Raw genomic sequence first — 22,224 nt, 5'->3', positions numbered from 1 at the left:
AAGGAAACGCCGGTGAAGGTCGCTCTGCTCTGCGACGTCGATCAGACGGTCTACCACGTCGGGGACGAGGCGATCGCGACGATGAGTGCGCGCCGTCTGGAGGCGCGCGGACTCGAGGTGGTGCGCATCTCCCGCCACGAGAAGTACGGCCCGGGCGGCTCGGCGACGCCGGGGAGCATCCCGGCGCTGACCTTCCCGTGGCCGCTCCCGGCACGGGCGACCTATCTCGACGAGATTCGACGCGTGCTCGCGGGGGACAGCGACGCGCTGCCCACCCACGACAAGCTCTTCGCCATCATCGAGCGGCTGCAGGCGGTCGATGCGCTCGTGATCGGGGGAGGCGGAAGCCTCACTTCCCGCTACGGCTGGCTGCTCGACGAGCGGCTGGCCACCGCCCTGGTCGCACGCTCCCTCGGCAAGCCGGTGGTGCTGTCGGGGCAGAGCCTCGGGCCGGAGCTGACCGACACCGACCGTGACAGCGTGCGCGAGCTGCTCCAGGCGTGCACCGTGGTGGGCCTGCGCGACGCGCACAGCGTGAGGATCGCGCAGGGCCTCGCCCCGCAGCACCCGGCGCTCGTGCAGACCCTCGACGACGCCGTGGGCCTCGGCCTCGCGGACACCGGCGGGGGCGAGCAGGCGCAGGATGAGCAGCTGATCAGCGTCACCCTGGGTGGTGACGGCGATCCCTTCCCACGGGAGGACTACGTCGCCGTGACGGCGGCGGTGATCGATGAGCTCGCCCGACGTACCGGCGCCCGCGTCGAGCTGGTACCCCATATGGCCGACCCCGACACCGGGGGCGGCGACCTGCAGATGCATACCGAGGTCGCCGAGCGCCTCTCGGCGCCGGCCGTGGTGTGTGCGCTCGAGCTCGATCCGTGCGCCGCCGAGCGGACGACCCGGGCCGCCTGGGTGCTCAGCACCCGGTTCCATCCCGTCGTGTTCGGCGCCGCGGCCGGGTCCTCGGTGCTCGCCCTGCCCCTGAACCGGTACGGGGCCTCCCGCATGGACGGAGCCCTGCACAACACGGGCCTCGCCGGGGCGGTGGTGCCTTTGGCCGCCCTCTGGGATCCGACGACGGCCGGACCCTCCGCACTGGTCGGCCCCGTGGTCGAGGCGCTGATCGCGGGCCGGAAATCCGAGCGAGCGCATCTCGACGCGGTGCGGCCGACGCTGCTCGCCGCCGCCGAGACGTGGTGGGACACCCTGGTCGCCGCACTGCGCGGCGCGGCGGAGCCGGCACCGGCTCCCGCCGTCCCGAGCGCCCTGACAGATCCTGGGGGTGCGGGGATCGAGGCCCACCAGCGCTGGGACGACACTCTGCGCACGGCCCTCGCGCCCTGGACCACTCCGGTGCAGGCACCGCGAATCTCGCAAGCCCCGTCACCTCCGCCTGCAGCCTCGGTCATCATGCGCACCCGCGACCGCTCCCGGATGCTCGACCGCGCTGTGCAGGACGTCCTGGCCCAGACCCGCCAGGACTGGGAGCTGGTGATCGTCAACGACGCGGGCGACCGCCGAGACGTCGAGAACGTGGTGGGGCGCTACGAGGGGGAGAGCGCCGGGCGGATCCGCGTGCTGCACCGCGAACGCTCCTCCGGCATGGAGGCGGCCAGCAACGACGGGCTGCGAGCGACGTCGGCTCCCGCCGTGGTGATCCATGACGACGACGACACCTGGCACGCCACCTTCCTCCAGGAGACCCTGGCCCACCTCGCGGCGCATCCCGACCACGCAGCCGTCGTGGTGCGCACCCTGATCGTGCACGAGCACGAGACGCCGACCGGGTTCGTCGAGGACGAAGCCTTCCTCTCCTGGCCCGAGCTCCAGGGCACCCGCCTGCTCGACTACATCGCCGTCAACCGGAACGTGCCGATCTCGATGCTCCATCGGCGCCGCGTCCACGATGTGCTGGGAGGGTACGACGAGTCCCTTCCGGTGGTCGGCGACTACGCCTTCCACCTCACGCTCCTGCAGCACCACGAGGTCGGGTTCCTGGACCGGCCGCTCGCCCAGTGGCGCCAGCGCCCCAGCGCCACCGGATCCAGCAGCAACTCGATGTACGCGCTCAGCGATGGCCATCGACACCACGATGCCGAGCTGCGTGAACGCTACTTCCGCGAGTGGACCCGGGAGCACGGCATCGGGCTGCCGATGTTCCTCGCGAAGAACACCGAGACCGTGGTGGACCGCAGCGAGGAGCGGATCGTCCGCGAACTGCGCCTCCTGCGCGAGGAGCTCGGGGCCACCCGCGCGGAGCTCGCGGAGCTGCATCAGCGCCTGAACGACGTCGATCCCGCGGATCCTGGTACCCGCGGTACCCGCCCTCGAGACCTCGCCCGTCGCGCCGCGCGCCGGGCGCTGACCGCAGGGCGGAAGGTGATTCCGCCCCGCGGCGACGCCTGAGGGACGATCGGGCACGGCACCGAACACTGCGGCCCGACACAGCAGCGGCGGGCGATCCCCTCAGGAGATCGCCCGCCGTCGTCGTCGCAGTGGTGGCGGCTCAGCCGAAGTGGCGTGGCAAGGTGCCCTCGCGCAGGGTTCGCAGCTCGGCGGCCGCGAAGGTGGCGACGCTCCGGATGTCCAGAGCGTCCGTACCGGTGATGCCCAGTCGCAGCTGCGGCACGCCGTGCTCCGCGCAGAGCGCCACCAGCGCCTCCTCCTGCTCCGCCGAGACGGCGACCAGGGCGCGGGCCTGGGACTCGGACAGCAGCGCCGTCGCGAGGTCCACGCCGTCGCGCTCGAGCAGCGCGTCGAGATCGACCTGGACACCGGTGCCGAAGCGGGTCACCGACTCGACCAGAGCCTGGGCGAGGCCGCCTTCGGACAGGTCGTGCGCGGCTGCGGCGACGCCCTCCTGCGAGGCGGCGATGAGCACGCGGGCCAAGGAGCGCTCGGCCTCGAGATCGACCTGCGGGGGAAGCCCTCCGAGGTGCTGATGGGCGACATCGGCCCAGGCGGAGCCGGAGAGCTCCTCGCGGGTGGTGCCCAGCAGGAGCACCGACAGGCCCTCGACCTGCCAGCCCGAGGGGACACGGCGGGAGACGTCGTCGAACACGCCGAGAACGCCCACGACGGGGGTGGGGTGGACCGCGGAATCGATGCGGCCGGTCTCGCCGGTGGAGTTGTACAGGGACACGTTGCCGCCGGTGACGGGGACCTCGAGGATCTCGCAGGCCTCGGCGAGCCCGCCGATCGCCTCGACCAGCTGCCACATGGGGCCCGGATCCTCGGGGGAGCCGAAGTTCAGGCAGTCGGTGATGGCGAGCGGGACCGCGCCGGAGGTGGCCACGTTCCGGTAGGCCTCGGCCAGGGCCAGCTGTGCGCCGGTGCGGGGGTCCAGCTTCGTGTAGCGGCCGTTCGCGTCGGTGGCCAGGGCGACGCCGCGGCCGGTGGTCTCATCGACGCGGATCACGCCGGCATCGTCGGGCATGGCGAGCGCGGTGTTGCCTCCGACGTAGCGGTCGAACTGGTCGGTGACCCAGCCCTTGGACGCGAGGTTCGGGGAGGCGATGAGATCACGGATCGTCTGCGCGATCTGCTCCGGGCCCTGGGGGCGCGGAAGTGCCTCGGCGCGATCGGCCTGCAGGGAGTCCTGCCAGTCGGGTCGCGTGTAGGGGCGGTCGTAGACCGGTCCGTCGATCGCGACGGTGGAGGGGTCGACGTCGACGATGCGGCGCCCGTAGTGGTCGATGGTGAGCCGTCCGTCCCCGGTGACCTCGCCGATCACGGCCGCCTCCACGTCCCACTTCGCGACGATGGCCTCGAACTGGGCCAGCTTCTCGGGGCTCACCACGGCCATCATCCGCTCCTGCGACTCGCTCATGAGGATCTCCCCGGCGGTGAGGGTGGGGTCCCGCAGCAGGACGGTCTCGAGGTCGATGTGCATGCCGGAGCTGCCGTTGGCCGCGAGCTCGCTGGTAGCGCAGGAGATGCCGGCGGCACCGAGGTCCTGGATGCCCTCGACCGTGTGCGCGGCGAACAGCTCGAGGCAGCACTCGATGAGGACCTTCTCCATGAAGGGGTCGCCGACCTGGACACTGGGACGCTTGACCGGGCCGCCCTCGTCGAAGGTCTCCGAGGCGAGGATCGAGGCGCCGCCGATGCCGTCCCCGCCGGTGCGCGCCCCGAACAGGACGACCTTGTTGCCCGGACCGGTGGCGGAGGCGAGATGGATGTCCTCGTGGCGCAGCACGCCCACGCACAGGGCGTTGACCAGAGGGTTGGTCTGGTAGGCGGCGTCGAAGACGGTCTCGCCGCCGATATTGGGCAGGCCGAGCGAGTTGCCGTAGCCCCCCACCCCGGAGACCACCCCGTGGACCACGCGCGCGGTATCGGGATGGTCGATCGCCCCGAAGCGCAGCTGGTCCATCACGGCGACGGGGCGCGCGCCCATGGAGATGATGTCGCGCACGATGCCGCCGACGCCGGTCGCGGCGCCCTGGTACGGCTCGATGTAGGAGGGATGGTTGTGCGACTCGACCTTGAACGTCACGGCCCAGCCGTCGCCGATGTCGACGACGCCCGCGTTCTCACCCATGCCCACCAGGAGCTTCTCCCGCATCGCGTCGGTGGTGTGCTTGCCGAAGGTGCCGAGGTGCTTCTTGGAGGACTTGTAGGAGCAGTGCTCGGACCACATCACCGAGTACATCGCCAGCTCGGCGTTGGTGGGGCGGCGGCCGAGGATCTCGCGGATGCTCGCGTATTCGTCGTCCTTCAGGCCGAGCTCGGCGAAGGGCTGCGCCTGCGCCGGCGTCGAGGTGGCGACCTCGACGGTGTCGAGGTCCCCGGGCCGGTCGTGCGGGGCAGCGGTCGCGGGAGTGGCAGAGGAGGGCGCGTCGTCAGCGGTCATCGCGGGGTCGGGTCCGTTCATCACGAGGGCACAGGAGGAACCGGCGAACCCTGACGGGAGCCGGCACGGCCCGACCAGTCTACGATCGCTCGGCCCGGAAGGTCGGCCCGGAGGTCTGTGCTGAGATCCGGGCCATCCCGCACCCGGCGACCGAGGTGCCGGGCCCCACATTCACGGGACCGCAGGGCGCGGCACCCGGCGCCGGGATCAGGGCTTCGTGCCGCTGCGTCGGCCCGCCTCGCGCTTCGCCGTCTTCTCCTTGTCCCGCAGCGACTTCTCGCTGACCGGGGCATCGTGGCTGGCGCGCTGGGCACGGAAGTAGGCGGCGGCCTCGTCCTGTCGCTCCTGCTCGCCACCCAGGGCGATCGGGGCGCGCACATGCCCGGGGCGGACGTCGAACGCGGCAACCAGGTCCAGGACGTGCGGGCGGAGTCGCCACAGCAGACGGCGCAGATCGGAGTTGATCTGGCGGCCGCGCTGGGCAGAGATCATGCCGCTCAGCAGGAACCAGGCCAGGTCGTCCTCGATGGTCGTCAGGCCGAACAGGTCACGCACGTCGGTGAGCACGGACCGGGTGGCCTCGTCCTCGAACTGTTCGATCGCGGTGGTGAAGGCGCGCCAACGGACCAGATCGGCGTGGGCCTGCGCGGCCTCCAGCATCTCGACCTGGTGCTTGTTGACCTCGGAGGCGGCCTCGGCGGGGCTCATCTTCGCGGCGGGGCGCAGCGAGAGCGCGACCTCCTCGACCTTCACCCGGGCACGGGACGTGAGCATCTCCTCCTGGAAGTCGCTCTGGCGCATCGAGTCGAAGGCCCGGCGGGGGTTCCCACGGTCGCTGAGATCCTGAGCGAGCCGAGCCCACGGGGTGTGGCGCTTGGCGAGCACCTCCGCGCGCTGCGCGATGAAACGCCCGATGCCGGCGCGGTCCACGCTCTTGAGCTCAGAGGTGTAGTCGCTGAGCAGGCGCTTGGCGACCAGCTGCATCAGCACCGTGTTGTCACCCTCGAAGGTCGCGTAGACGTCGAGGTCCTGGTGGAGCCCCACGAGCTGGTTCTCGGCGATGAACCCCGCGCCGCCGCACGCCTCTCGGCACTCCTGGACGGTATCCAGGGCGAGGCGGGTGGAGGTGGGCTTGAGCGCGGCCGCGAGGGTCTCGAGGTCCTCCCGGGCCTCCGGATCGTCGGTGCGGCCGGAGAACACGTCATCGAAGGCCTGCAGCAGCTGCTCGTGCGAGAAGGCGCCCGCGTAGGTGGAGGCGAGCTTGGGCAGCAGGCGGTGCAGGTGCGACTGGTAGTCCATCAGCACCGTCTCCCGCGTGGGATCGGCGGCCGTGAACTGGCGGCGCTGGGTCGCGTAGGTGATGGCGATGTGCAGAGCGAGCTGGCTCGCGCGCACCGCCGAGCCGTCCAAGGAGACGCGGCCCTGCACGAGGGTGCCGAGCATGGTGAAGAACCGACGCCCGGGGGAGTCGATCGGGGAGGAGTAGCTGCCGTCGGCCGTCACGTCGCCGTAGCGGTTCAGCAGATTCGTGCGGGGCACGCGCACCTGCTGAAACGCGAGGCGCCCGTTGTCGATGCCGTTGAGCCCGCCCTTGGGGCCGTCGTCCTCGCTCCGGACTCCGGGCAGGAGCGTGCCGTCGCCGTCGCGCACCGGGACGTAGAAGCAGTGCACGCCGTGATCGACGCCCTTCGTGATCAGGCGGGCGAAGACCGTGGCGGCCTTCGCATCCAGTGCCGCGTTGCCCAGGAACTCCTTCCAGGCGGCGCGGAAAGGAGTGTGGATCACCCATTCCTCGGCGGTGGGGTCGTAGGTCGCGGTCGTGGCCAGGGACTGCACGTCGGAGCCATGGCCGATCTCGGTCATCGCGAAGGCGCCGGGGATCGTCAGGGACATCGCGTCGGGCACCCAGGCCTTCTGCTGCTCCTCGTTGCCGAGCTGGACGATCGCCGAGGTGAACAGGCCCCATTGCACGCCGGCCTTGATCTGCAGCGAGGGGTCCGCGACGACGAGCTCCTCGAATCCGGCCACATTGCCGCCGTTGTCGTTCGGGCCGCCGAGGTGCTCCGGGAGCATGGGCCAGGAGACGTTCTCCTGTGCCAACAGGACCATCTGCTCGGAGGTCCGTTCACGATGCTCGGCGACGGTGACGTCGAGCGGACGGTGCAGCTCGGGCCGGGCCGCGCGCTCGCGGGCGGCGTGGCGGGTCTCGGCCCATGCGCCCATGAGCGCTCCCGAGACGGCCTCGACGTCGAGGCGGGCGGAACCGGCGGGCGGAACCGGGATCGGGCCGGTGGGGTTGGCGGTGGTGGCCCCCGTGGGGGTCGTGGCGGTGAGGCGGTCCGTGTGGACAGTCATGCGTGCATTCCCTTCATGAGCCAGGTGACGAGGTGGGTGACGAGCTGGTCGGAGGTGACGGGGGCAGCGGGGCCGCGGGTCCTGCCGGACCGCTCGGCGGTGCCGGCCGGGGCTGCATGCTCTTCGAGGTCGGTCATCCAGGTGTCGACCGCGCCCTCGACGAATCCGACGGCTCCGTGCGCCCAGATCTGCGGTGAGGGCACATCCGGCGGGAGGAACGTGGCGACCAGCCGGGAGACGGCCTGGAGGAAGTGGTTCAGCCCGTCGCTGGGCCGGGTGACGAAGCGGTAGACGCCGGGGGAGCGCTGCGCGGTCTCCACGTACGCTCGGATCATGGCGCGGATGCGTTCGTCGGCATCAGGTTCCCGCCCGACCTCGGACTCCAGTGCGCGCATCTCCTCGAGGAGCTTGCCGTGCATCGTCGCCAGAATGCTGCGCCCGAGCGCCTGCTGCAGGGTCGCCTTGTCCTCGAAGTACCGGTAGACGATGGACTTCGACGTGCCGGAGGCGGCGGCGATGTCCTCCATCGTCACATCGGGGCCGCTCTCATGGATCAGGTGGCGAGCGACGTCGAGCAGCTCGGCACGCCGTAGTTCTCGGTGGCGTGCCCAGCGGGCCGATCGGCCGTCCAAGGGGGCTTGCGTCGTCGCATTCACAGAACCTAGGGTATCAAGTACCCTCGGTCCTATGTAAAGTCCTGGGGAAGAATTTCTGCCCCGACGCCTGACCACCCGCGACGCCAGACCACGAAGAGGTGCCTACAGTGAATGATTTCCCGCGCGATGCCCTGATCCTGGGCGGCAACCGCATCCCGTTCGCCCGCTCGGGCGGACCCTACGCCGGCATCTCCAACCAGGACCTGCTCACTGCGGCCCTCGACGGTCTCGTCGCCCGCTACCAGCTGCAGGGCGCGAAGCTCGGGGAGATCGCCGGCGGCGCAGTCCTCAAGCTCGCCGGCGACCTCAACCTCACCCGCGAGAGCGCGCTGGGCACCCCGCTGGATCCGCGCACCCCCGCGATCGATATGTCCAAGGCCTGCGCCACCAGCCTGGAGACCGTGATCCACGTGTCCAATCGGATCCAGCTCGGCCAGATCGACTCGGGCATCGCCTGCGGCGTGGACTCCGCCTCCGACTCGCCGATCGAGGTCACCCCGCGGCTGCGCCGCATCCTGCACCGCGCCTTCGCCGCCAAGACCGCGATGCAGCGGATCAAGGCGCTCAGCTCGATCCGCCCCGCGGATCTCGCGCCGGTCCCGCCCCGCAACGGCGAGCCCCGCACGGGATTGTCCATGGGAGAGCACCAGGCGCTCACCGCCGCTCAGTGGGGCATCACGCGCCAGGCGCAGGACGAACTGGCACTTGCCTCGCACCAGCACCTGGCCGCGGCCTACGATGAGGGCTTCTTCGACGACCTGGTCACCGGCTACCGGGGGCTCGCCCGCGACCAGAACCTGCGCTCCGATTCCACGCTCGAGAAGCTCGGTTCCCTCAAGCCCGTCTACGGCGTGAAGTCCCCGCAGGTCACCGAGCCGACGATGACCGCCGGCAACTCCACCCCGCTCAGCGACGGCGCGTCCTCGGTGCTCATGGGCAGCGAGGAATGGGCCGTCGAGCGCGGACTTACCCCGCTGGCGCGCGTGGTCGACGCCCGCTCCGCGGCCGTCGACTTCGTCCACGGCGACGAAGGCCTGCTCATGGCCCCTGCCTATGCCGTGCCCGAGCTGCTGGACGCGAACGCACTCACCCTGCAGGACCTCGATTTCTACGAGATCCACGAGGCCTTCGCCTCGACCGTCCTGTCGACCCTGGCGGCCTGGGAGTCCGAGGAGTTCTGCCGTACGAAGCTCGGGCGCGGCGGCGCGCTCGGCGCCATCGACCGCAGCAAGCTCAATGTCGTCGGCTCCTCGCTCGCGGCCGGCCACCCCTTCGCCGCGACCGGCGGCCGCCTGGTGGCGACCCTGTCCAAGCTGCTGCACCAGCGTGCGACCGAGACCGGGCTCGTCCAGCGCGGCCTGATCTCCGTCTGCGCGGCCGCCGGTCAGGGCACCGTGGTCCTGCTCGAGTCCGTCGCCGACTGATCCTGCCGTCCCGGCGCGGCGTCCGCGACGACGCGCTCGCACCCCTTCCGAGGAGGAACCATGACCGATGCCTATACGAAGTTCGTCCGCTCCGCTCCTGGCGCGCTGATCGCCAAGCAGGTGGGCCTGCCCCGGCCCTCGACGCTTCCTCGTCGCGGTGACCGCCCCGAGCCCGTGCTGGGCCCGGTCGTCGTGCTCGGGGAGTCCGACGGCGCTGACCAGGTCGCCCGGGAGCTGCTGGCCTGGGGCACCGACGTGCGACGACGCTTCGAGGAGCTGCGCACCGTCGGCTCCGTGATCGCCGTGCTCGACGAGGTCTCCACCCCGGCGGACCTCGGCGCGATCCTGCTGCCGCTGTCCGGCGCCATGCGCTCGCTCGCCCCCGGCGCGCGGGTGGTGACGATCTCCCGGCCCGCCGCCGGCCAGGATCCCGCGCGGGACGCGGCTCGCGGCGGCGTGGAAGGGTTCCTGCGCTCACTCGCCCATGAGATGCGCCGCGGCGGCACCGCCAACGGCATCCTGGTCGGCGACGGCGTGGGTCTGGACGCACCCGGCGTGACCGGTGCCCTGCGGTTCCTGCTCTCGGCCCGCAGTGCTTTCGTGACCGGCCAGTTCCTCACCGTCTCCACTGCCGACGGCTCCGCGACCGAGGACCTCGCGCAGCCACTGGCCGGGCGCACGGCCCTGGTCACCGGCGCCGCCCGCGGCATCGGTGCGGCCATCGCCCGTACTCTCGCCGCCGACGGCGCCCGCCTCGTGGTGCTCGACGTCCCCGGCGCCGGCACCGAGCTGTCCCGCCTGGCCAACGAGCTGCGCGCGATCCCGGTCCAACTCGACGTCACCTCGGCAGGAGCGGGGGAGCGGCTGGTCGAGGTCCTGAGGGACCGGGGTCTCGTGCTCGACATCGCCGTGCTCAACGCCGGCATCACCCGCGACAAGCTGTTCGCCAACATGACGCCGGAACGCTGGGATCCGGTGCTCGCCGTGAACATCTCCAGCCAGATCGCTCTCACCCAGGCCCTCCTCGAGGCCGGGGACGTGCTCGGGGCGCAGCCCCGTGTGGTCTCGCTCGCCTCGACCAGCGGCATCGCGGGCAACCGTGGACAGACCAACTACGCGGCCTCCAAGGCCGGGGTGATGGCTTTCGTCGACGCGCTCGCCGCACGCTTGGAGGCCCTCGGCGGCACCGCGAACGCGGTCGCCCCCGGGTTCATCGAGACCGAGATGACCGCCAGGATGCCCGCGCTGACCCGCGAGGTCGCGCGCCGCCTCAACTCCCTCCAGCAGGGTGGTCTGCCGGTGGACGTCGCCGAGGCGATCGCGTTCCTCGCCTCGTCCGAGGCAGGCGGCCTGCGCGGGGAGACGCTGCGCGTCTGCGGCCAGAACATGGTGGGGAAGTGAGCGCCGTGCAGAGCTCCGGGTCCCCGGCTTCGGCAGAACGGATCAAGGACCTCACCGACGTGCCGTCCTTTCCCGCCGTCTACGCGGCAGCGCTGGATCCGCGATCAGCCCGGCGTCGCGCGCGGAAGGATCCGGTGCTGCCCCGGATCGCATACCGCGTGCGGGCAGTGCGGATCGAGGCCGAGCGCGCCCGCGACTTCGACCACCTCATGGGCGGCCCCGCGACCGATCTGGTCCATCCGGGCGTGCTGCACGTGCTCACGTTCCCGGTCTCGCTCGCACTCATGGCGCGCCAGGACTTCCCCTTCGCTCTGCTCGGGCTCGTGCACCTGCGCAACCAGGTTCTCCAGCATCGCCCGGTGCGGGTCGGGGACATCGTGGATGTCGAGTGCCGGGTCCGTGACCTGCAGGGGCACCGCAAGGGACGCACCTTCGAAGCGGTCTCGACGATCCTTGGCCAGGACGGCGAGATCATCGCGACCGATGTCTCCACCTACCTCGCCAAAGCCGCTGGCGGCGAGGGCGACACCGAGGACGACGCCGCTCCCCGGCAGGAGCGGCGCCCGTTCGAGGCACCGCGACCGACGGGACGCTGGACGCTGCCCGCGGACACCGGACGGCGCTACGCCGCCGTCTCCGGGGACGTGAACCCGATCCACCTCTCGGCGCTCAGCGCCAAGGCGTTCGGATTTCCCCGGGCCATCGCCCACGGCATGTACACCGCCTCCCGGGTGTTCACCGAGTCCCGCGTGGACCTCTCGCGGCCGTTGCGCTGGGACGTCTCCTTCGACGCCCCGGTCATGCTGCCGGGCGCCGTGCTGGTCGCCTACGACGACGACCGCTCGGGACAGTCGGTCCACTGCGTAGGGTGGCGTTCCGGGTCGGGACAGAAGTCGCCGCGCCGGTGCTTCGAGGTGGACGTGACGATGCTCGGCTGACCGATCCGGTGGTGCATCCCGTCCGTGCTGATACTGCGTGAGCGCCGGTATGTGTCGATGTTCGTCGGCGTGCAGGTGCAGGTGCAGGATGCCGTTGTCCGGCGGCGACTAGTTGTACTCGGCCGAGAGGTCAGTTACAGGCGGGTGATGGGTGGGTGTCCTCCGAGTGCGGTGTGGCGGCGTTGAGTGTTGTAGACCTCGAGCCAGGGCGCAAGGGCGCGGGAGCGTTCGATGTTGCTGAGGAACACTTGGCGGTAGGCCCACTCGATCTGCAGCGTGCGGTTGAAGCGTTCGACTTTGCCGTTCTGCCAGGGGCAGTGCGGCTTGATGAACAGGTGTTTCGCACCGAGAGCGTCGATCACCTCGCGCACTGCGACTGATTTCTTGTAGCTGAGGTGGTTGTCGGTCATCACTTCCTGGATCCAGGAGATCCCGTGGGTCGCGAAGTAGTCCGCGGCGCGGGTCAGGAATCCAGCGCAGGTTGCGCCCTTCTCGTCCGGGAGGATCTCGGAGTAGCCCAGGCGAGAGTGGTCATCGATCAGTGAGTGCACGTAGTCGTAGCCGATTCCGCGACTGCGGCTGCCCTCTCCGCGCCCGTGAGCGCGCCAGCCGCCTCCGTCGGGGATTTTCCCGATCTTCTTCACGTCCATGTGGACCAGCTCGCCCGGCACGGCGCGCTCGTAACGGACAGCGGTGGTCTTCGATGCACGGATCACCTCACCGGTGAGCGGGTCGCACTCCCGCAGATACGGGACTGCGTTGCGACGCAGGATTCGCGAGACCGTTCGAGGGGGCACCCCAAGTTCTGGCCCGATCCAGTCCTGGCCACGCCGTTGAACGTGGCGACAGGCGAGCACGCGTTCTTCCGTCTCGGGCATGGTTTGACGCGGACAGTGACGGGGCCGGCTGGAGCGGTCGAACAGGGCCGCCTCGCCGTGCTCGTCGAAACGTCTGATCCAACGATGCGCGCACTGCCTGGAGACTCCCTGCGCCTTGGCGGCGTGAGCGACGGCCCAGCCCTCTCCGCGGACGCGTTGGACCAACAGCTGCCGGCCCCGGAAGTTCAGACGGGCGTTACGGTGGGACACGAGGACCTCCGGACGGTAGGCGACTTAGACATCACCCACCACACCCGGAGGTCCTCACTACGTCAACAACCCCGCAGGTGTGTCACCAACCTCAAGGCCGAGTACAACTAGTGTCTGAGGCCAGGACGTTTGGGCGCTGATTGAAGCGGAGGAGGCAGGTGGCCGTCCGACGTGTGCACTCTGGGGTCAGTGGCAGTTGTAGTGCAGGTTCCAGACCACGAGCGCGCTCGACCTTGCCGTTGTGGCGTGGTGTGTAGGGCTTGATTCGCTGTTGTCGCGCGGGCAAGCCCATGACCATTTGTGGTCGCGGCGTTTCTGTTCGATCTGTGAAGTTACCGTGCTGACTGTCGCGGTGGGCTGGCGCGGCGGTGTAGACGAACGGACTTGCGGACCGAGGTCGGCGAACTGTCTGTAACGATTCACCCATGTCGAGGTGCTACCCGCACAAGGACACTACTCGGCGCTGGCACCGGCATTGCTGATCCCATCGCGCACCAGGATTCTGCGGCTGTCAACAACCTTCTGGCCAGCAACAACTAGGATCCGTACATGCCCAAAAAAGTCGATCACGCCGAGCGCCGAAGAGAGATCGCCTTAGGGGTCTTCCAGGTCATCGCCGAGAGGGGAATCGCCGCGGTCAGCCTCCGCAGCGTGGCGGCGGCGGCCGGGGTCTCGATGGGACGCGTTCAGTATTACTTCTCGTCGAGAGACGAGATGGTCCGCCACGCGTGCGGACTCTTTGGGGAGCTCGCTGCGGAACGGTACGTCTCTCGAGCCGAGGAGCCGGCGTCGGCCCGGCTGCGGCACCTCCTCACCATGGGAGTCCCGGACGGATCCGATGCTCGCATCGGATCCGGGGTCTGGTACTCGTTCGTCACCGCAGCTGTCACCGACCCCGTACTGGCCGAGGTCGTGCGCGGGGCCTGGGCGGGCATGCGGGAGAGAGTCGTCGAGGACGGCGCGGGGATGTTCGACGGCGAGGGCGGTGATCTCGAGGCTGAGGGTCTTGCTTCGCTGGTCGACGGCATCACACTGCGTGTGATGCTCGGTCACCTCGAGCCGGAACGCGCCGTATCCATGATCGACCTGCATCTGCAGCGGCTCGACGACGCCAGGAGCTGACCTGCGCTCGACCCTCCGGGGATGCTCTATCGAGCGCCGGCGTCTCGGTGACGGCGCGGCGGGCCCAGGTGCCTGCATCGTGTTACAATGCGAGTGCATTGCAAACGCGATTGGAGGCGACATGAACAGGAGTCCGCATCGAGGGTCACGAGCCCGACGGCAAGCCGGGACAGTCGTGCGGCGCCTCGTGGCGTCGGTCGGGGCGGTGTCACTGGCAGCGATGGGTTTCGTCGTCGTCAACATCGCGATGATCTGGACCGACAGCCCCGTCAGCCACTGGAGGAACGCCCAGGCGCAGGAGGAGTTCGATCGCCTTTATGACCAGGCGATGACACTGCTGCCGCGCCCCGGATCCGTCCACGACATTCCGACGTCGTACGGGACCGTGCGGGCTTACACCTTCGAGCACAGGGACGCGGACGAGGAGTATCGCGCGAGGACTCCGGCGCTGCTGGTACCGGGAATCATGGCGTCTGCCCCGACCTGGTACCACAGCGTCGAGCAGCTTTCGGGCGACAGACCGGTCATCATCGTCGACCCCCTCGGGCAACCTGGGCGATCCGTTCAGCGCTCGCAGGTCTCCACAGATGCTGACCAGGCCGCGTGGCTGGAGGAGACGCTGAGCGGACTCGGACTCGAGGCCGTCCACCTCGTGGGAAACTCCTTCGGCGGATACCTCGCGATGAACTATGCCCGTCATGAGCCTGCACGGGTCGCATCGATCAGCGTGGTCGAGCCGGTGTACGTCGTTGCGCCGGTAAAGCCCGCATTCATCGTCGGCGGAGTACTCAGCTCGTTCCCCCTGCTCCCGAACTCTTTCGGCGACATCTACTCCCGATGGATCGCCGGGGGCTCGGAGGCGTCCGCAGCCTCACCCGTTGCGGCCCTGCTCGAGCACGGTCGACGTCACTTCGCTGCAGTCACGCCGGTGCCCCGGCAGCTCGAGGCCGCGGATCTGGCAGATATCGACGTGCCGGTCCTGATCGCGCTTGCCGGACGTAGCGTCGCACACGACACCGAGACCGCCGTCGCTGGCACCGCGGCCCTCGAGGATCTGACGCTGATCGTCGACCCCGACGCCTCCCACGCGATGCATGCGCACGACGCCGAGAACATCGACAGCAGGATCATCGACTTCACCAAAACGGTCGACCGATGCAGAGCCGACTGACAAGGGACGCCGCGATGTCAGCAGGGGCGAGCCACCTGGGCTAGCCCATCGGCGAGCACTGCCAGCAGATGCTCGACGAACTCCGCAGGCCGGACGTCGGTGAGCACGTCGACGTTCGGCTCCCGGCCCCAGCGCCCGAGCACGTCGCCCACGGTCTGACCGCGGGTCAGGGTGCCGACGAGCTCCACGTCCACGGCGAGCGGGCTGGTGCGCGCGAAGTCCCCGGTGACGGCGTGTGCGGTGACCAGCGGGTCGTGCACATGCGCCATCCAGCCCAGGCCATCGGCCTCATGGAACTCGAAGTACCAGCGCAGGGCATCCACCAGGACGGTGGCCATCGGATGGCCCGTGCTCCGGGCGAGGTCACCGAAACGCTCCAGGGTGTCCTGGGTGAAGCGGACGGTCTCGGTCGCCTCGAGCGAGCCCATCACGGGTCGGGACGGGGCGGCGGTGAAGGCCTGGATCACCTGCTGTGCGGCCTCGGGATCCACGGCGATGTTCCACTCGCTGGTGGGGCCCGTGTTCCCACGATGGTTGATCGCGCCGCCCATGACATGCAGGCGCTTGAGCAGCTGCGGCAGCTCCGGCTCGAGCTCGAGCGCCAGGGCGAGGTTCGTGTGCGGGCCCAGCACCAGGCCGACGAGCTCGCCGGGGTGCTCGTGCGCCGCGTCCACCCACAGCTTCGCCCCGTCGCGCGGATCTGTCGCGCGCGTCGGCTCCGGGACGCTCGCGTGTCCGAGCCCGTGCGGGCCGTGGGTGTCGTCGGCCGTCATCGGCTCCGCCACCAGCGGACGCTGCGCTCCGCGCGAGATCGGGGCATCGATGCCCAGCAGTTCGGCCAGGGCCAGGTTGTTGCGGTGGACGGCGTCGACCTCGACGTTGCCGCCGGTGGAGACGATGCCGGCGAGGCGGGCTCCGGGGTGCACGGCGAGGTAGGTCAGGGCGATCGCATCGTCGATGCCGGTGTCGCAGTCGACCAGGACGGGAAGGCTCATGCGCCCAGCGTACGGGCGCTGGCGCCACCGACCGGCCTGGCGCATCCCCTCGGGGTGCGGGAGGATCTCGGTATGGCGCATCCCCGGATGTTCGACGACGACGACCCGCTGCTCGAGCGCGTGCGGTCGATCGCCCTCGCGCTGCCGGGCGCGCAGGAGAAGGTCAGCCATGGGCGCCCCGCCTTCTTCACCGGTCGCATCCACTGCTACTACGGAGGTTCCCGCAAGGTCGACGGGCAGTGGGAGCAGCACCCGCAGGCCGTGCTGCTGCACCTGCCGCCGTCCGAGACGGCGGCCCTGAGGGAGCAGCCACGAGCCTTCGTCCCGGCCTATCTCGGAGCCTCCGGGTGGATCGGCCTGGACCTCGGCAGCGAGACCGAACCTGCGGAGCTCGCCGAGCTGATCGAGGAGTCCTATCGCACCGTCGCGCCGCGCCACCTGGTCGCGCAGCTGGATGAGCCCGCTTGACCCTCACGCGACGTGAGGCAGGAAGGTGGTCCCCATGACCGAGATGAGACAGCACGAGGACCTCACCGTGGGGCGCGTCGCCGACCTGGTCGGCGTCAGCGTCCGCACCCTGCACCACTGGGACGGGATCGGCCTGGTGCGGCCCAACGGGCGTACCTGGTCGGGGTATCGGCTGTACGACGCGAACGACGTCGCTCGGATCCACCGGGTGCTCGTCTATCGGGAGCTCGGTCTGGCGCTCGCACAGATCGGCCGGATCCTCGATGATCCAGCGGTCGATCCGCGCGAGCACCTCCTGCGCCAGCGGACCCAGCTCCACGAGCGGATCCACCGGCTCGAGAAGACGGCACGCGCCGTCGACGAGATGATCGAGAGGACCCACATGACGAACGAGACATCCATCAACCTGAGCCCCGAGGAACAGGCCCGCATCTTCGGGACCGACTGGGACCCGGCCTATCAGGACGAAGCCCGCGAACGGTGGGGAGACACCGACGCGTGGAAGCAGTCCGCGGCTCGCAACCGCGACTGGAGCCCCGCTCAGTGGCAGGAGGTGAAGGACGAGGTCGATGCGGTCGAGATGGCGCTCGCCGAGGCCCTCGGCCGCGGCGTCGCGCCCGGCAGCGAGGAGGCGAACCTCCTCGCCGAACGACATCGGGACTCGATCGATCGGCACTACGACTGCACGCATTCGATGCAGGTGGTGCTCGCGCGGATGTACACGGAGGATCCGCGGTTCGCCGCGCACTACGACCAGCGAGCCGAGGGGCTCGCCGGGTGGCTGCGTCGGGCGATCGAGGAGAACGCCCGGGCTCACGGCGTGGATCCCGAGACCGCGAGCTGGCAGTAGTACCACCTGGCAGCAGTGTTTCTCAGCGCAACAGTCGGGGCGATGATCTCCGCGGTCGCGCAGCCTGCCCGCTGGCGTCCGGCATCCTGGTGCCGGGCGTCAGCGGTCCGTCCCGGTGAGCTCGCTGTAGGCCCTGAGCAGGGGAGTGATCCGCTCACCCATCTCCACCTGCGTGAGGAGGAGGCCGAGGGTGCCGTCCGGATCGACGAAGAAGTTGGTGCCCGCCCCTCCGGACCAGCCGAAGCGGCCCCGATGCGGGCCGGTGGAGTCGACTCCGACCCCGAAGCCCCAGCCGGTGCGGTCCCAAAATCCGGGGAAGAAGGACTCCGGGGTCTTCGCGCTGCGGTGGACCTGATCGCTGCTGAGCAACCGCAGGTGGTCGGGCGAGATCAGCTGCCCGTCTCGGAGCGCACCCAGAAACCTCAGATAGTCCTGCGCGGTCGAGAGCAGCTCGCTGTGACTCATGTCGTACGGCGGAGGCCCGGCGTGGAAGCCGCCCCCGGCGGGTTCGACCTCGACCAGTTCGCCGTCCCGCTCCGCGTACGCAGCCGGCAGCCGGTCGAGTTTCTCCCGGGGCACGAAGTACCCGGTGTCGGGCATCCCGAGCGGCGTGAACAGCGTCTGCTCGAGGTGCTCCCCGGTGCTGACCCCGCTGATCCGGGACAGCAGGATCCCGAGCAGGCCGAAGGAATGGTGATAGCGCCACTGCTCGCCGGGGTGCCCGACCAGCGGCAGGGCGGACAGCGCCGCCAGCCAGCCGTCGGCCCCGAGCGACGGAGGCAGGGGACCCGCCTCCGTGCCGTTGTCGGCCATGGCGCGCTGCAGCGGGGTGTCGGCGAGGATCATCCCGTACCCGGAGGTGCAGGTCAGCAGGTGGCGCAGGGTGAGGGGGCCGCGGGCGGGCATGGTGTCCCCGAGCTCGGCGTCGGGCCGCAGGAGCACCCGCGGCTCGGCGAGCTCGGGCAGCCAGGTCGTCACCGGGGAGTCGAGAGTGAGGATCTCGTGCTCCACGAGTCGCAGCGCGGCGACTGCGGTGATGAGCTTGGTCATCGACTTGATCCGGACGATCGCGTCCGGACGCAGCGGTGACCCTCCGAGGGATGCCGCGCCGACGGCGACCGGCTGGGGATCGTGCCCGAGCGCGATCACCCCGCCCGGGACGGTGCCGTCCGCGACGAAGCGGTCGAGCAGCTCGGCAGGGTCCGTTCTCGGCGTCGACATGCCATCACAGTACGCACGCGCAGCCGTGGGGTCGAGGGTGCCGGTCCTGCTGCGGACCTACACTCGGTTCATGAGTTCTTTCGAGGACGTGGTCCTGCTCAGCCCGCGGGAGGTCCCGCTCGGCGGCCCGCGCGGGATGACGGTCCATCGCACCCTCCCGGCCCGTCAGACCTCCCTGATCGGCGCCTGGTGCTTCGTCGACCACTTCGGCCCCGACGACGTCTCCCTCAGCGACGGCATGTGTGTCGCCCGCCACCCCCACACCGGCCTTGCGACCGTGTCCTGGCTGTTCGAAGGAGCGATCACGCACCGTGACTCGATCGGCAGCCACGCCCTGGTGCGCCCCGGCGACGTCGACCTCATGGTCGCCGGATCCGGCATCACCCACTCGGAGTTCTCCACGAACGACACCACCGTCCTGCACGGGGTCCAGCTCTGGTACGCCCTGCCGGACCGGGCGCGCTTCCGCGAGCAGGCATTCGTGGTCCACACTCCCGAGGAACAGACCTCCGGCACTGTTCGAGTACGGGTGGGCCTGGGACGCTTCCGAGCGACCGATGACGCGGGAGCCGTGCTGGAGGGCCGCAGCCCGGTGGTGAGCGACACCGAGCTGTCCATGGCCCAGATCGAACTGGAGGCCGGGCACGCGATGCGCATCGAGCTGGACCCAGCGCACGAGCACGGCGTGCTCGTGGACCGCGGCGCGGCGCACGTGAGCACCCGGAACGCGAGCCCCGGCCGGGGCGGCGCAGCGCCGCTGAGCGCCGAGCCGGGCGAGGCCGAGGTGCAGCGCAAGGAGCTCGCCGTGCTGCCCGACGGGTCGGACCACCTCGTGCTGCGCGCCGCCGACGGCGAGGACCTGCGGGTGATGCTGCTGGGTGGGGAGCCCCTCGAGGAGGACATCATCATGTGGTGGAACTTCGTGGGTCGCACCCATGAGGAGATCGAGCAGTTCCGTGCCCGGTACCAGGCCGAGATCGGGGTCGAGCACCAGCTCGAGGACACCCCGATCGCGGAGATCGCCCGCGAGCGCGGCGGCCTGGGCCCGCACGACGAGCAGTTCGGCCCGTTCGCCCCCCATACCCCGGAGGCCATCCCGGCCCCCATGCTGCCGAACGGTCGACTGCGCTCGCGCGGTCGCGTCGGCCACCCCACCGCCTGACAGAGGAATCGATGACCGACCAGTCCTTCACCACCCCCAGCGACGTCTCCCCGCACGGCCCGGACCAGAGCGACCGCGTGATCCTGCGCACCGCCGTCGAGGAGGGCGGCTTCGACGGATCCGGGCCCGTGCTCGTCGTCGACGACATGACCGGTGAACTGACCGCCGCGGCGCTCCGCGAGATCGCCGCGGCCGGCGACACCCCGGTGGTGTCCTGGTCGCCCTCCCACGCCACCACGCTGGCGCTGCAGGCCCGCTTCTCCGAGGAGATCACCGCGGGCCGTCTGGAGATCCTCAGCGGTGAGCAACCGGTTCCGCTCGTCGACGTCGCCGCCGGGATCCGTCCCCGTCTCGCGCTCCTGCGATTGTCGAAATCGCTGGCAGACCTCGAACTGCGGGCCCGGAGCCTGGCGGCCGGCGGAGTGCAGATGCTGGTCGCCGGAGGCCGGGTCAAGCACATGACACGGACCCAGAACGAGGTGCTTTCGCGCGTGTTCGCCGAGGTCCATGCCTCCAAGGGGCTCGGGAAGTCCCGCGCGCTGGTCGCCACGACCCCGCATCCCGATCTCGAGCCCGCCACCGCTGCCGCGAGCAGCACCCGGATCCAGGTGCGTGGCCACGAGAGGACCCTTCAGCTGCGCGGCCTCGGCGGCGTGTTCGGCGGAGCCTCGGCCGATGCCGGAAGCCTCCTTCTGCTGGGGGCGCTCGATCGCGCCCTGGTCGCCGGCACGTTCGGGGAGCAGGCGCCCCGCGGCGATGGCTCCCGGAATCGTGCAGACGACGCAGGAGGCACCAGCGCAGCTGATGCCGAGACGCCGATCGCGCGAGCCATCGACCTGGGCAGCGGCAACGGGCTGCTGACCGCGTACCTCGCCGCCGCGCTGTCCGATGCGCACGTGCTGGGCAGCGATGACGACGCCGACGCCGTCGTGTCCACTCGCGCCACCCTGGACGCCAACGCCTTGCAGAAGGAGGGCGTGGAGGTCGCGTGGGACGACTCTCTGTCCCGGGTGGCCGATCGCAGCGTCGATCTGGTGCTGCTGAACCCGCCCTTCCACGATGGCACCGGCATCGACGCGACCCTCGTGCACGGGCTGCTCGATGCCGCGGTGCGCGTGCTGCGTCCCGGCGGACAGCTGTGGTTCGTGCACAACTCGTACCTGCGCTACCGCACCGAGGTCGAGCACCGCGTCGGCCCCGTACGTCAGCGCTCCCGTGACCGCCGCTTCACCGTGCTGTCCGCGCAGCGGGTCTGAGCTCGGCGCTTCGCGGCCCTCTCCACCCCGCCTTCCACCCCACCTGCCGCAGTTCTGCGGCCGGGCGACCGATGCGAGCGTCCGCATCGGTCCCTGGCGGACATTTCTCGGAGCTGGGCGGGGTCAGGCCACCAGGCTGCGCAGCACCGAGCTGAAGAGGCCCAGGCCGTCGGTGCCGGTGCGGGTGCCCGCGCCGGGCTCGTCGGGGCCGAAGCCGGCCTCGACCGCGTGCTCGGGGTGCGGCATGAGGCCCACGACGTTGCCCTCGGCGTTGGTGATGCCGGCGATGTCGTGGCGCGACCCGTTGGGATTGGCCTCGAAGCCGGCCGGGCCATGGGTGGCGCCGGCGGCGTAGCGGAACACCACGCGACCCTCGGCCTCGAGCTCAGCAAGCGTGCGCTCGTCGGCCACGTACTGGCCGTCCTGATTCTTCAGCGGGACCCGGATGACCTGGCCCTGCTCGTAGTCGGTGGTCCATGCCGTGCGGGTGTTCTCGACCGTCAGCGGCTGGTCGCGGCAGAGGAACGAACGATGCGCGTTCTTGATCATCGCGCCGGGCAGCAGATGGGTCTCGCACAGGACCTGGAAGCCGTTGCAGATGCCGAGGACGGGCATGCCGCCCTTCGCAGCGTCCACGACCTTGCCCATCACCGGTGCGAAGCGGCTGATCGCTCCCGCCCGCAGATAGTCGCCGTAGGAGAAGCCGCCGGGCAGCACGATCGCCTCGACGTCCAGCAGATCGTCCTCGCCGTGCCACAGCGCGACCGGTTCGGCTCCGGCGATTCGCACGGCCCGCAGGGCGTCGCGGTCATCCAGCGTGCCCGGGAAGGTCACCACACCGATGCGCATCAGGCCTGCGCCTCCGGTGCGGCCTGGAGATCCTCGACCTCGAGGGCGACGACGTCCTCGATCACCGGGTTGGACAGCAGGGTGGTGGCGGCTTCGCGGAGGGAGGCGAGCACCTCGTCGGTGACCTCGCCGTCAACCTCGAGCTCGAACCGCTTGCCCTGGCGCACGGAGCTGATGCCTTCGAAGCCCAGGCGTGGCAGCGCCGCAGCGACCGCCTTGCCCTGGGGGTCGAGGATCTCCGGCTTGGGCATGACATGGACCACGACGCGGGGCATGGGCGCTCTCCTGGAGGACGACGGCCGCACTGCATGCGGGCCGGACGGGTGGGTGCTGCAGGGCGGAACGGGTGCAGCGCCCGGGGTCACCGACGGATCGGCGGCGACCCGCACATCGTACCGAGCCCCGGGCGCGGT

18 protein-coding genes are annotated in these 22,224 nt (G+C 70.3%); 10 read left to right on the top strand and 8 right to left on the bottom strand.

The annotated features are described in order from the left end of the window. Positions 1-12 precede the first annotated feature (12 nt). A complete protein-coding gene (locus INT51_RS01280) occupies positions 13-2,406 on the top strand; it encodes a glycosyltransferase (RefSeq protein WP_193103381.1) in 2,394 nt (797 codons plus the stop codon). Positions 2,407-2,506: 100 nt separating this feature from the next. On the opposite strand, the gene purL is transcribed toward INT51_RS01280, so the two are convergent. The 3 genes from purL to INT51_RS01265 form a co-directional block, all read right to left on the bottom strand. Further along, entirely contained in the window at positions 2,507-4,855 is a 2,349-nt protein-coding gene (gene purL, locus INT51_RS01275) for a phosphoribosylformylglycinamidine synthase subunit PurL (RefSeq protein WP_193103380.1), read from the bottom strand. Between the two features lie 207 nt (positions 4,856-5,062). Beyond that, positions 5,063-7,210, bottom strand: a complete 2,148-nt coding sequence (locus tag INT51_RS01270) for an acyl-CoA dehydrogenase (RefSeq protein ID WP_193103379.1) — start codon at positions 7,208-7,210, stop codon at positions 5,063-5,065. Further along, positions 7,207-7,866: a TetR/AcrR family transcriptional regulator gene (locus tag INT51_RS01265; RefSeq protein WP_193103378.1), complete on the bottom strand. Its 660-nt coding sequence runs from the start codon at positions 7,864-7,866 to the stop codon at positions 7,207-7,209. The genes INT51_RS01270 and INT51_RS01265 overlap by 4 nt, the downstream gene beginning before the upstream one ends. A 107-nt stretch (positions 7,867-7,973) precedes the next feature. Between INT51_RS01265 and INT51_RS01260 the strand changes: the two genes are divergently transcribed. Genes INT51_RS01260 through INT51_RS01250 form a run of 3 tightly spaced genes read left to right on the top strand, consistent with a single transcriptional unit; the run spans position 7,974 to position 11,629 of the window. Further along, on the top strand, positions 7,974-9,290 hold the full coding sequence (locus INT51_RS01260; protein ID WP_193103377.1) for an acetyl-CoA C-acetyltransferase: 1,317 nt from the start codon (positions 7,974-7,976) through the stop codon (positions 9,288-9,290). A 60-nt stretch (positions 9,291-9,350) separates the two neighbouring features. Then, the gene (locus INT51_RS01255; protein ID WP_193103376.1) at positions 9,351-10,691 is read left to right on the top strand and encodes a 3-oxoacyl-ACP reductase; all 1,341 of its coding nucleotides are present in this window, start codon (positions 9,351-9,353) and stop codon (positions 10,689-10,691) included. Continuing rightward, positions 10,688-11,629 carry a MaoC/PaaZ C-terminal domain-containing protein gene (locus INT51_RS01250; protein WP_304502041.1) on the top strand — a complete coding sequence of 314 codons (942 nt, stop codon included), beginning with the start codon at positions 10,688-10,690 and terminating at the stop codon, positions 11,627-11,629. The genes INT51_RS01255 and INT51_RS01250 overlap by 4 nt, the downstream gene beginning before the upstream one ends. A gap of 134 nt (positions 11,630-11,763) precedes the next feature. On the opposite strand, the gene INT51_RS01245 is transcribed toward INT51_RS01250, so the two are convergent. After that, positions 11,764-12,717, bottom strand: coding sequence for an IS481 family transposase (locus INT51_RS01245; protein ID WP_193103375.1), 954 nt, complete (start codon positions 12,715-12,717; stop codon positions 11,764-11,766). Between the two features lie 549 nt (positions 12,718-13,266). Between INT51_RS01245 and INT51_RS01240 the strand changes: the two genes are divergently transcribed. Further along, entirely contained in the window at positions 13,267-13,839 is a 573-nt protein-coding gene (locus INT51_RS01240; protein WP_193103374.1) for a TetR/AcrR family transcriptional regulator, read from the top strand. A gap of 220 nt (positions 13,840-14,059) precedes the next feature. Continuing rightward, positions 14,060-15,010, top strand: a complete 951-nt coding sequence (locus tag INT51_RS01235; RefSeq protein ID WP_193103373.1) for an alpha/beta fold hydrolase — start codon at positions 14,060-14,062, stop codon at positions 15,008-15,010. A gap of 17 nt (positions 15,011-15,027) precedes the next feature. Here the strand turns inward: INT51_RS01235 and INT51_RS01230 are convergent, their stop codons facing one another. Next, positions 15,028-16,005, bottom strand: a complete 978-nt coding sequence (locus INT51_RS01230) for a nucleoside hydrolase (protein ID WP_193103372.1) — start codon at positions 16,003-16,005, stop codon at positions 15,028-15,030. Positions 16,006-16,077: 72 nt separating this feature from the next. On the opposite strand from INT51_RS01230, the gene INT51_RS01225 reads away from it, so the two are divergent. Both INT51_RS01225 and INT51_RS01220 read left to right on the top strand, forming a co-directional pair. Beyond that, on the top strand, positions 16,078-16,473 hold the full coding sequence (locus INT51_RS01225; RefSeq protein WP_193103371.1) for an MmcQ/YjbR family DNA-binding protein: 396 nt from the start codon (positions 16,078-16,080) through the stop codon (positions 16,471-16,473). Between the two features lie 34 nt (positions 16,474-16,507). After that, a complete protein-coding gene (locus tag INT51_RS01220) occupies positions 16,508-17,323 on the top strand; it encodes a MerR family transcriptional regulator (RefSeq protein WP_193103370.1) in 816 nt (271 codons plus the stop codon). A gap of 99 nt (positions 17,324-17,422) precedes the next feature. On the opposite strand, the gene INT51_RS01215 is transcribed toward INT51_RS01220, so the two are convergent. Beyond that, the gene (locus INT51_RS01215; protein WP_193103369.1) at positions 17,423-18,544 is read right to left on the bottom strand and encodes a serine hydrolase; all 1,122 of its coding nucleotides are present in this window, start codon (positions 18,542-18,544) and stop codon (positions 17,423-17,425) included. Positions 18,545-18,614: 70 nt separating this feature from the next. On the opposite strand from INT51_RS01215, the gene INT51_RS01210 reads away from it, so the two are divergent. Both INT51_RS01210 and INT51_RS01205 read left to right on the top strand, forming a co-directional pair. Next, positions 18,615-19,706: a pirin family protein gene (locus INT51_RS01210; RefSeq protein ID WP_193103368.1), complete on the top strand. Its 1,092-nt coding sequence runs from the start codon at positions 18,615-18,617 to the stop codon at positions 19,704-19,706. Positions 19,707-19,717: 11 nt separating this feature from the next. Next, a complete protein-coding gene (locus INT51_RS01205; RefSeq protein ID WP_193103367.1) occupies positions 19,718-20,962 on the top strand; it encodes a methyltransferase in 1,245 nt (414 codons plus the stop codon). Between the two features lie 123 nt (positions 20,963-21,085). Here INT51_RS01205 and purQ read toward each other — a convergent pair whose 3' ends face one another. Together purQ and purS are read right to left on the bottom strand one after the other, a co-directional pair. Beyond that, complete coding sequence (purQ, locus tag INT51_RS01200; RefSeq protein WP_193103366.1) at positions 21,086-21,811, bottom strand: phosphoribosylformylglycinamidine synthase subunit PurQ; 726 nt, start codon at positions 21,809-21,811, stop codon at positions 21,086-21,088. Next, positions 21,811-22,086 carry a phosphoribosylformylglycinamidine synthase subunit PurS gene (gene purS, locus INT51_RS01195; RefSeq protein ID WP_193103365.1) on the bottom strand — a complete coding sequence of 92 codons (276 nt, stop codon included), beginning with the start codon at positions 22,084-22,086 and terminating at the stop codon, positions 21,811-21,813. The genes purQ and purS overlap by 1 nt, the downstream gene beginning before the upstream one ends. Positions 22,087-22,224: the final 138 nt, after the last annotated feature.

The sequence above is a fragment of the Brachybacterium sp. FME24 genome (assembly GCF_014897705.1).
Lineage (GTDB): Bacteria > Actinomycetota > Actinomycetes > Actinomycetales > Dermabacteraceae > Brachybacterium.
Note: the sequence above shows the minus strand (reverse complement) of the source record. Positions and strands in the feature narration are given on the sequence as shown.

Coding starts and splice junctions, on each gene's coding strand:
- purQ (WP_193103366.1), bottom strand. CDS start 21,811: ATGCGCATCGGTGTGGTGACCTTCCCGGGCACGCTGGATGACCGCGAC.
- INT51_RS01215 (WP_193103369.1), bottom strand. CDS start 18,544: ATGTCGACGCCGAGAACGGACCCTGCCGAGCTGCTCGACCGCTTCGTC.
- INT51_RS01230 (WP_193103372.1), bottom strand. CDS start 16,005: ATGAGCCTTCCCGTCCTGGTCGACTGCGACACCGGCATCGACGATGCG.
- INT51_RS01255 (WP_193103376.1), top strand. CDS start 9,351: ATGACCGATGCCTATACGAAGTTCGTCCGCTCCGCTCCTGGCGCGCTG.
- INT51_RS01225 (WP_193103371.1), top strand. CDS start 16,078: ATGGCGCATCCCCGGATGTTCGACGACGACGACCCGCTGCTCGAGCGC.
- purL (WP_193103380.1), bottom strand. CDS start 4,855: ATGACCGCTGACGACGCGCCCTCCTCTGCCACTCCCGCGACCGCTGCC.
- purS (WP_193103365.1), bottom strand. CDS start 22,086: ATGCCCCGCGTCGTGGTCCATGTCATGCCCAAGCCGGAGATCCTCGAC.
- INT51_RS01240 (WP_193103374.1), top strand. CDS start 13,267: ATGCCCAAAAAAGTCGATCACGCCGAGCGCCGAAGAGAGATCGCCTTA.
- INT51_RS01270 (WP_193103379.1), bottom strand. CDS start 7,210: ATGACTGTCCACACGGACCGCCTCACCGCCACGACCCCCACGGGGGCC.
- INT51_RS01220 (WP_193103370.1), top strand. CDS start 16,508: ATGACCGAGATGAGACAGCACGAGGACCTCACCGTGGGGCGCGTCGCC.
- INT51_RS01205 (WP_193103367.1), top strand. CDS start 19,718: ATGACCGACCAGTCCTTCACCACCCCCAGCGACGTCTCCCCGCACGGC.
- INT51_RS01235 (WP_193103373.1), top strand. CDS start 14,060: ATGGGTTTCGTCGTCGTCAACATCGCGATGATCTGGACCGACAGCCCC.
- INT51_RS01210 (WP_193103368.1), top strand. CDS start 18,615: ATGAGTTCTTTCGAGGACGTGGTCCTGCTCAGCCCGCGGGAGGTCCCG.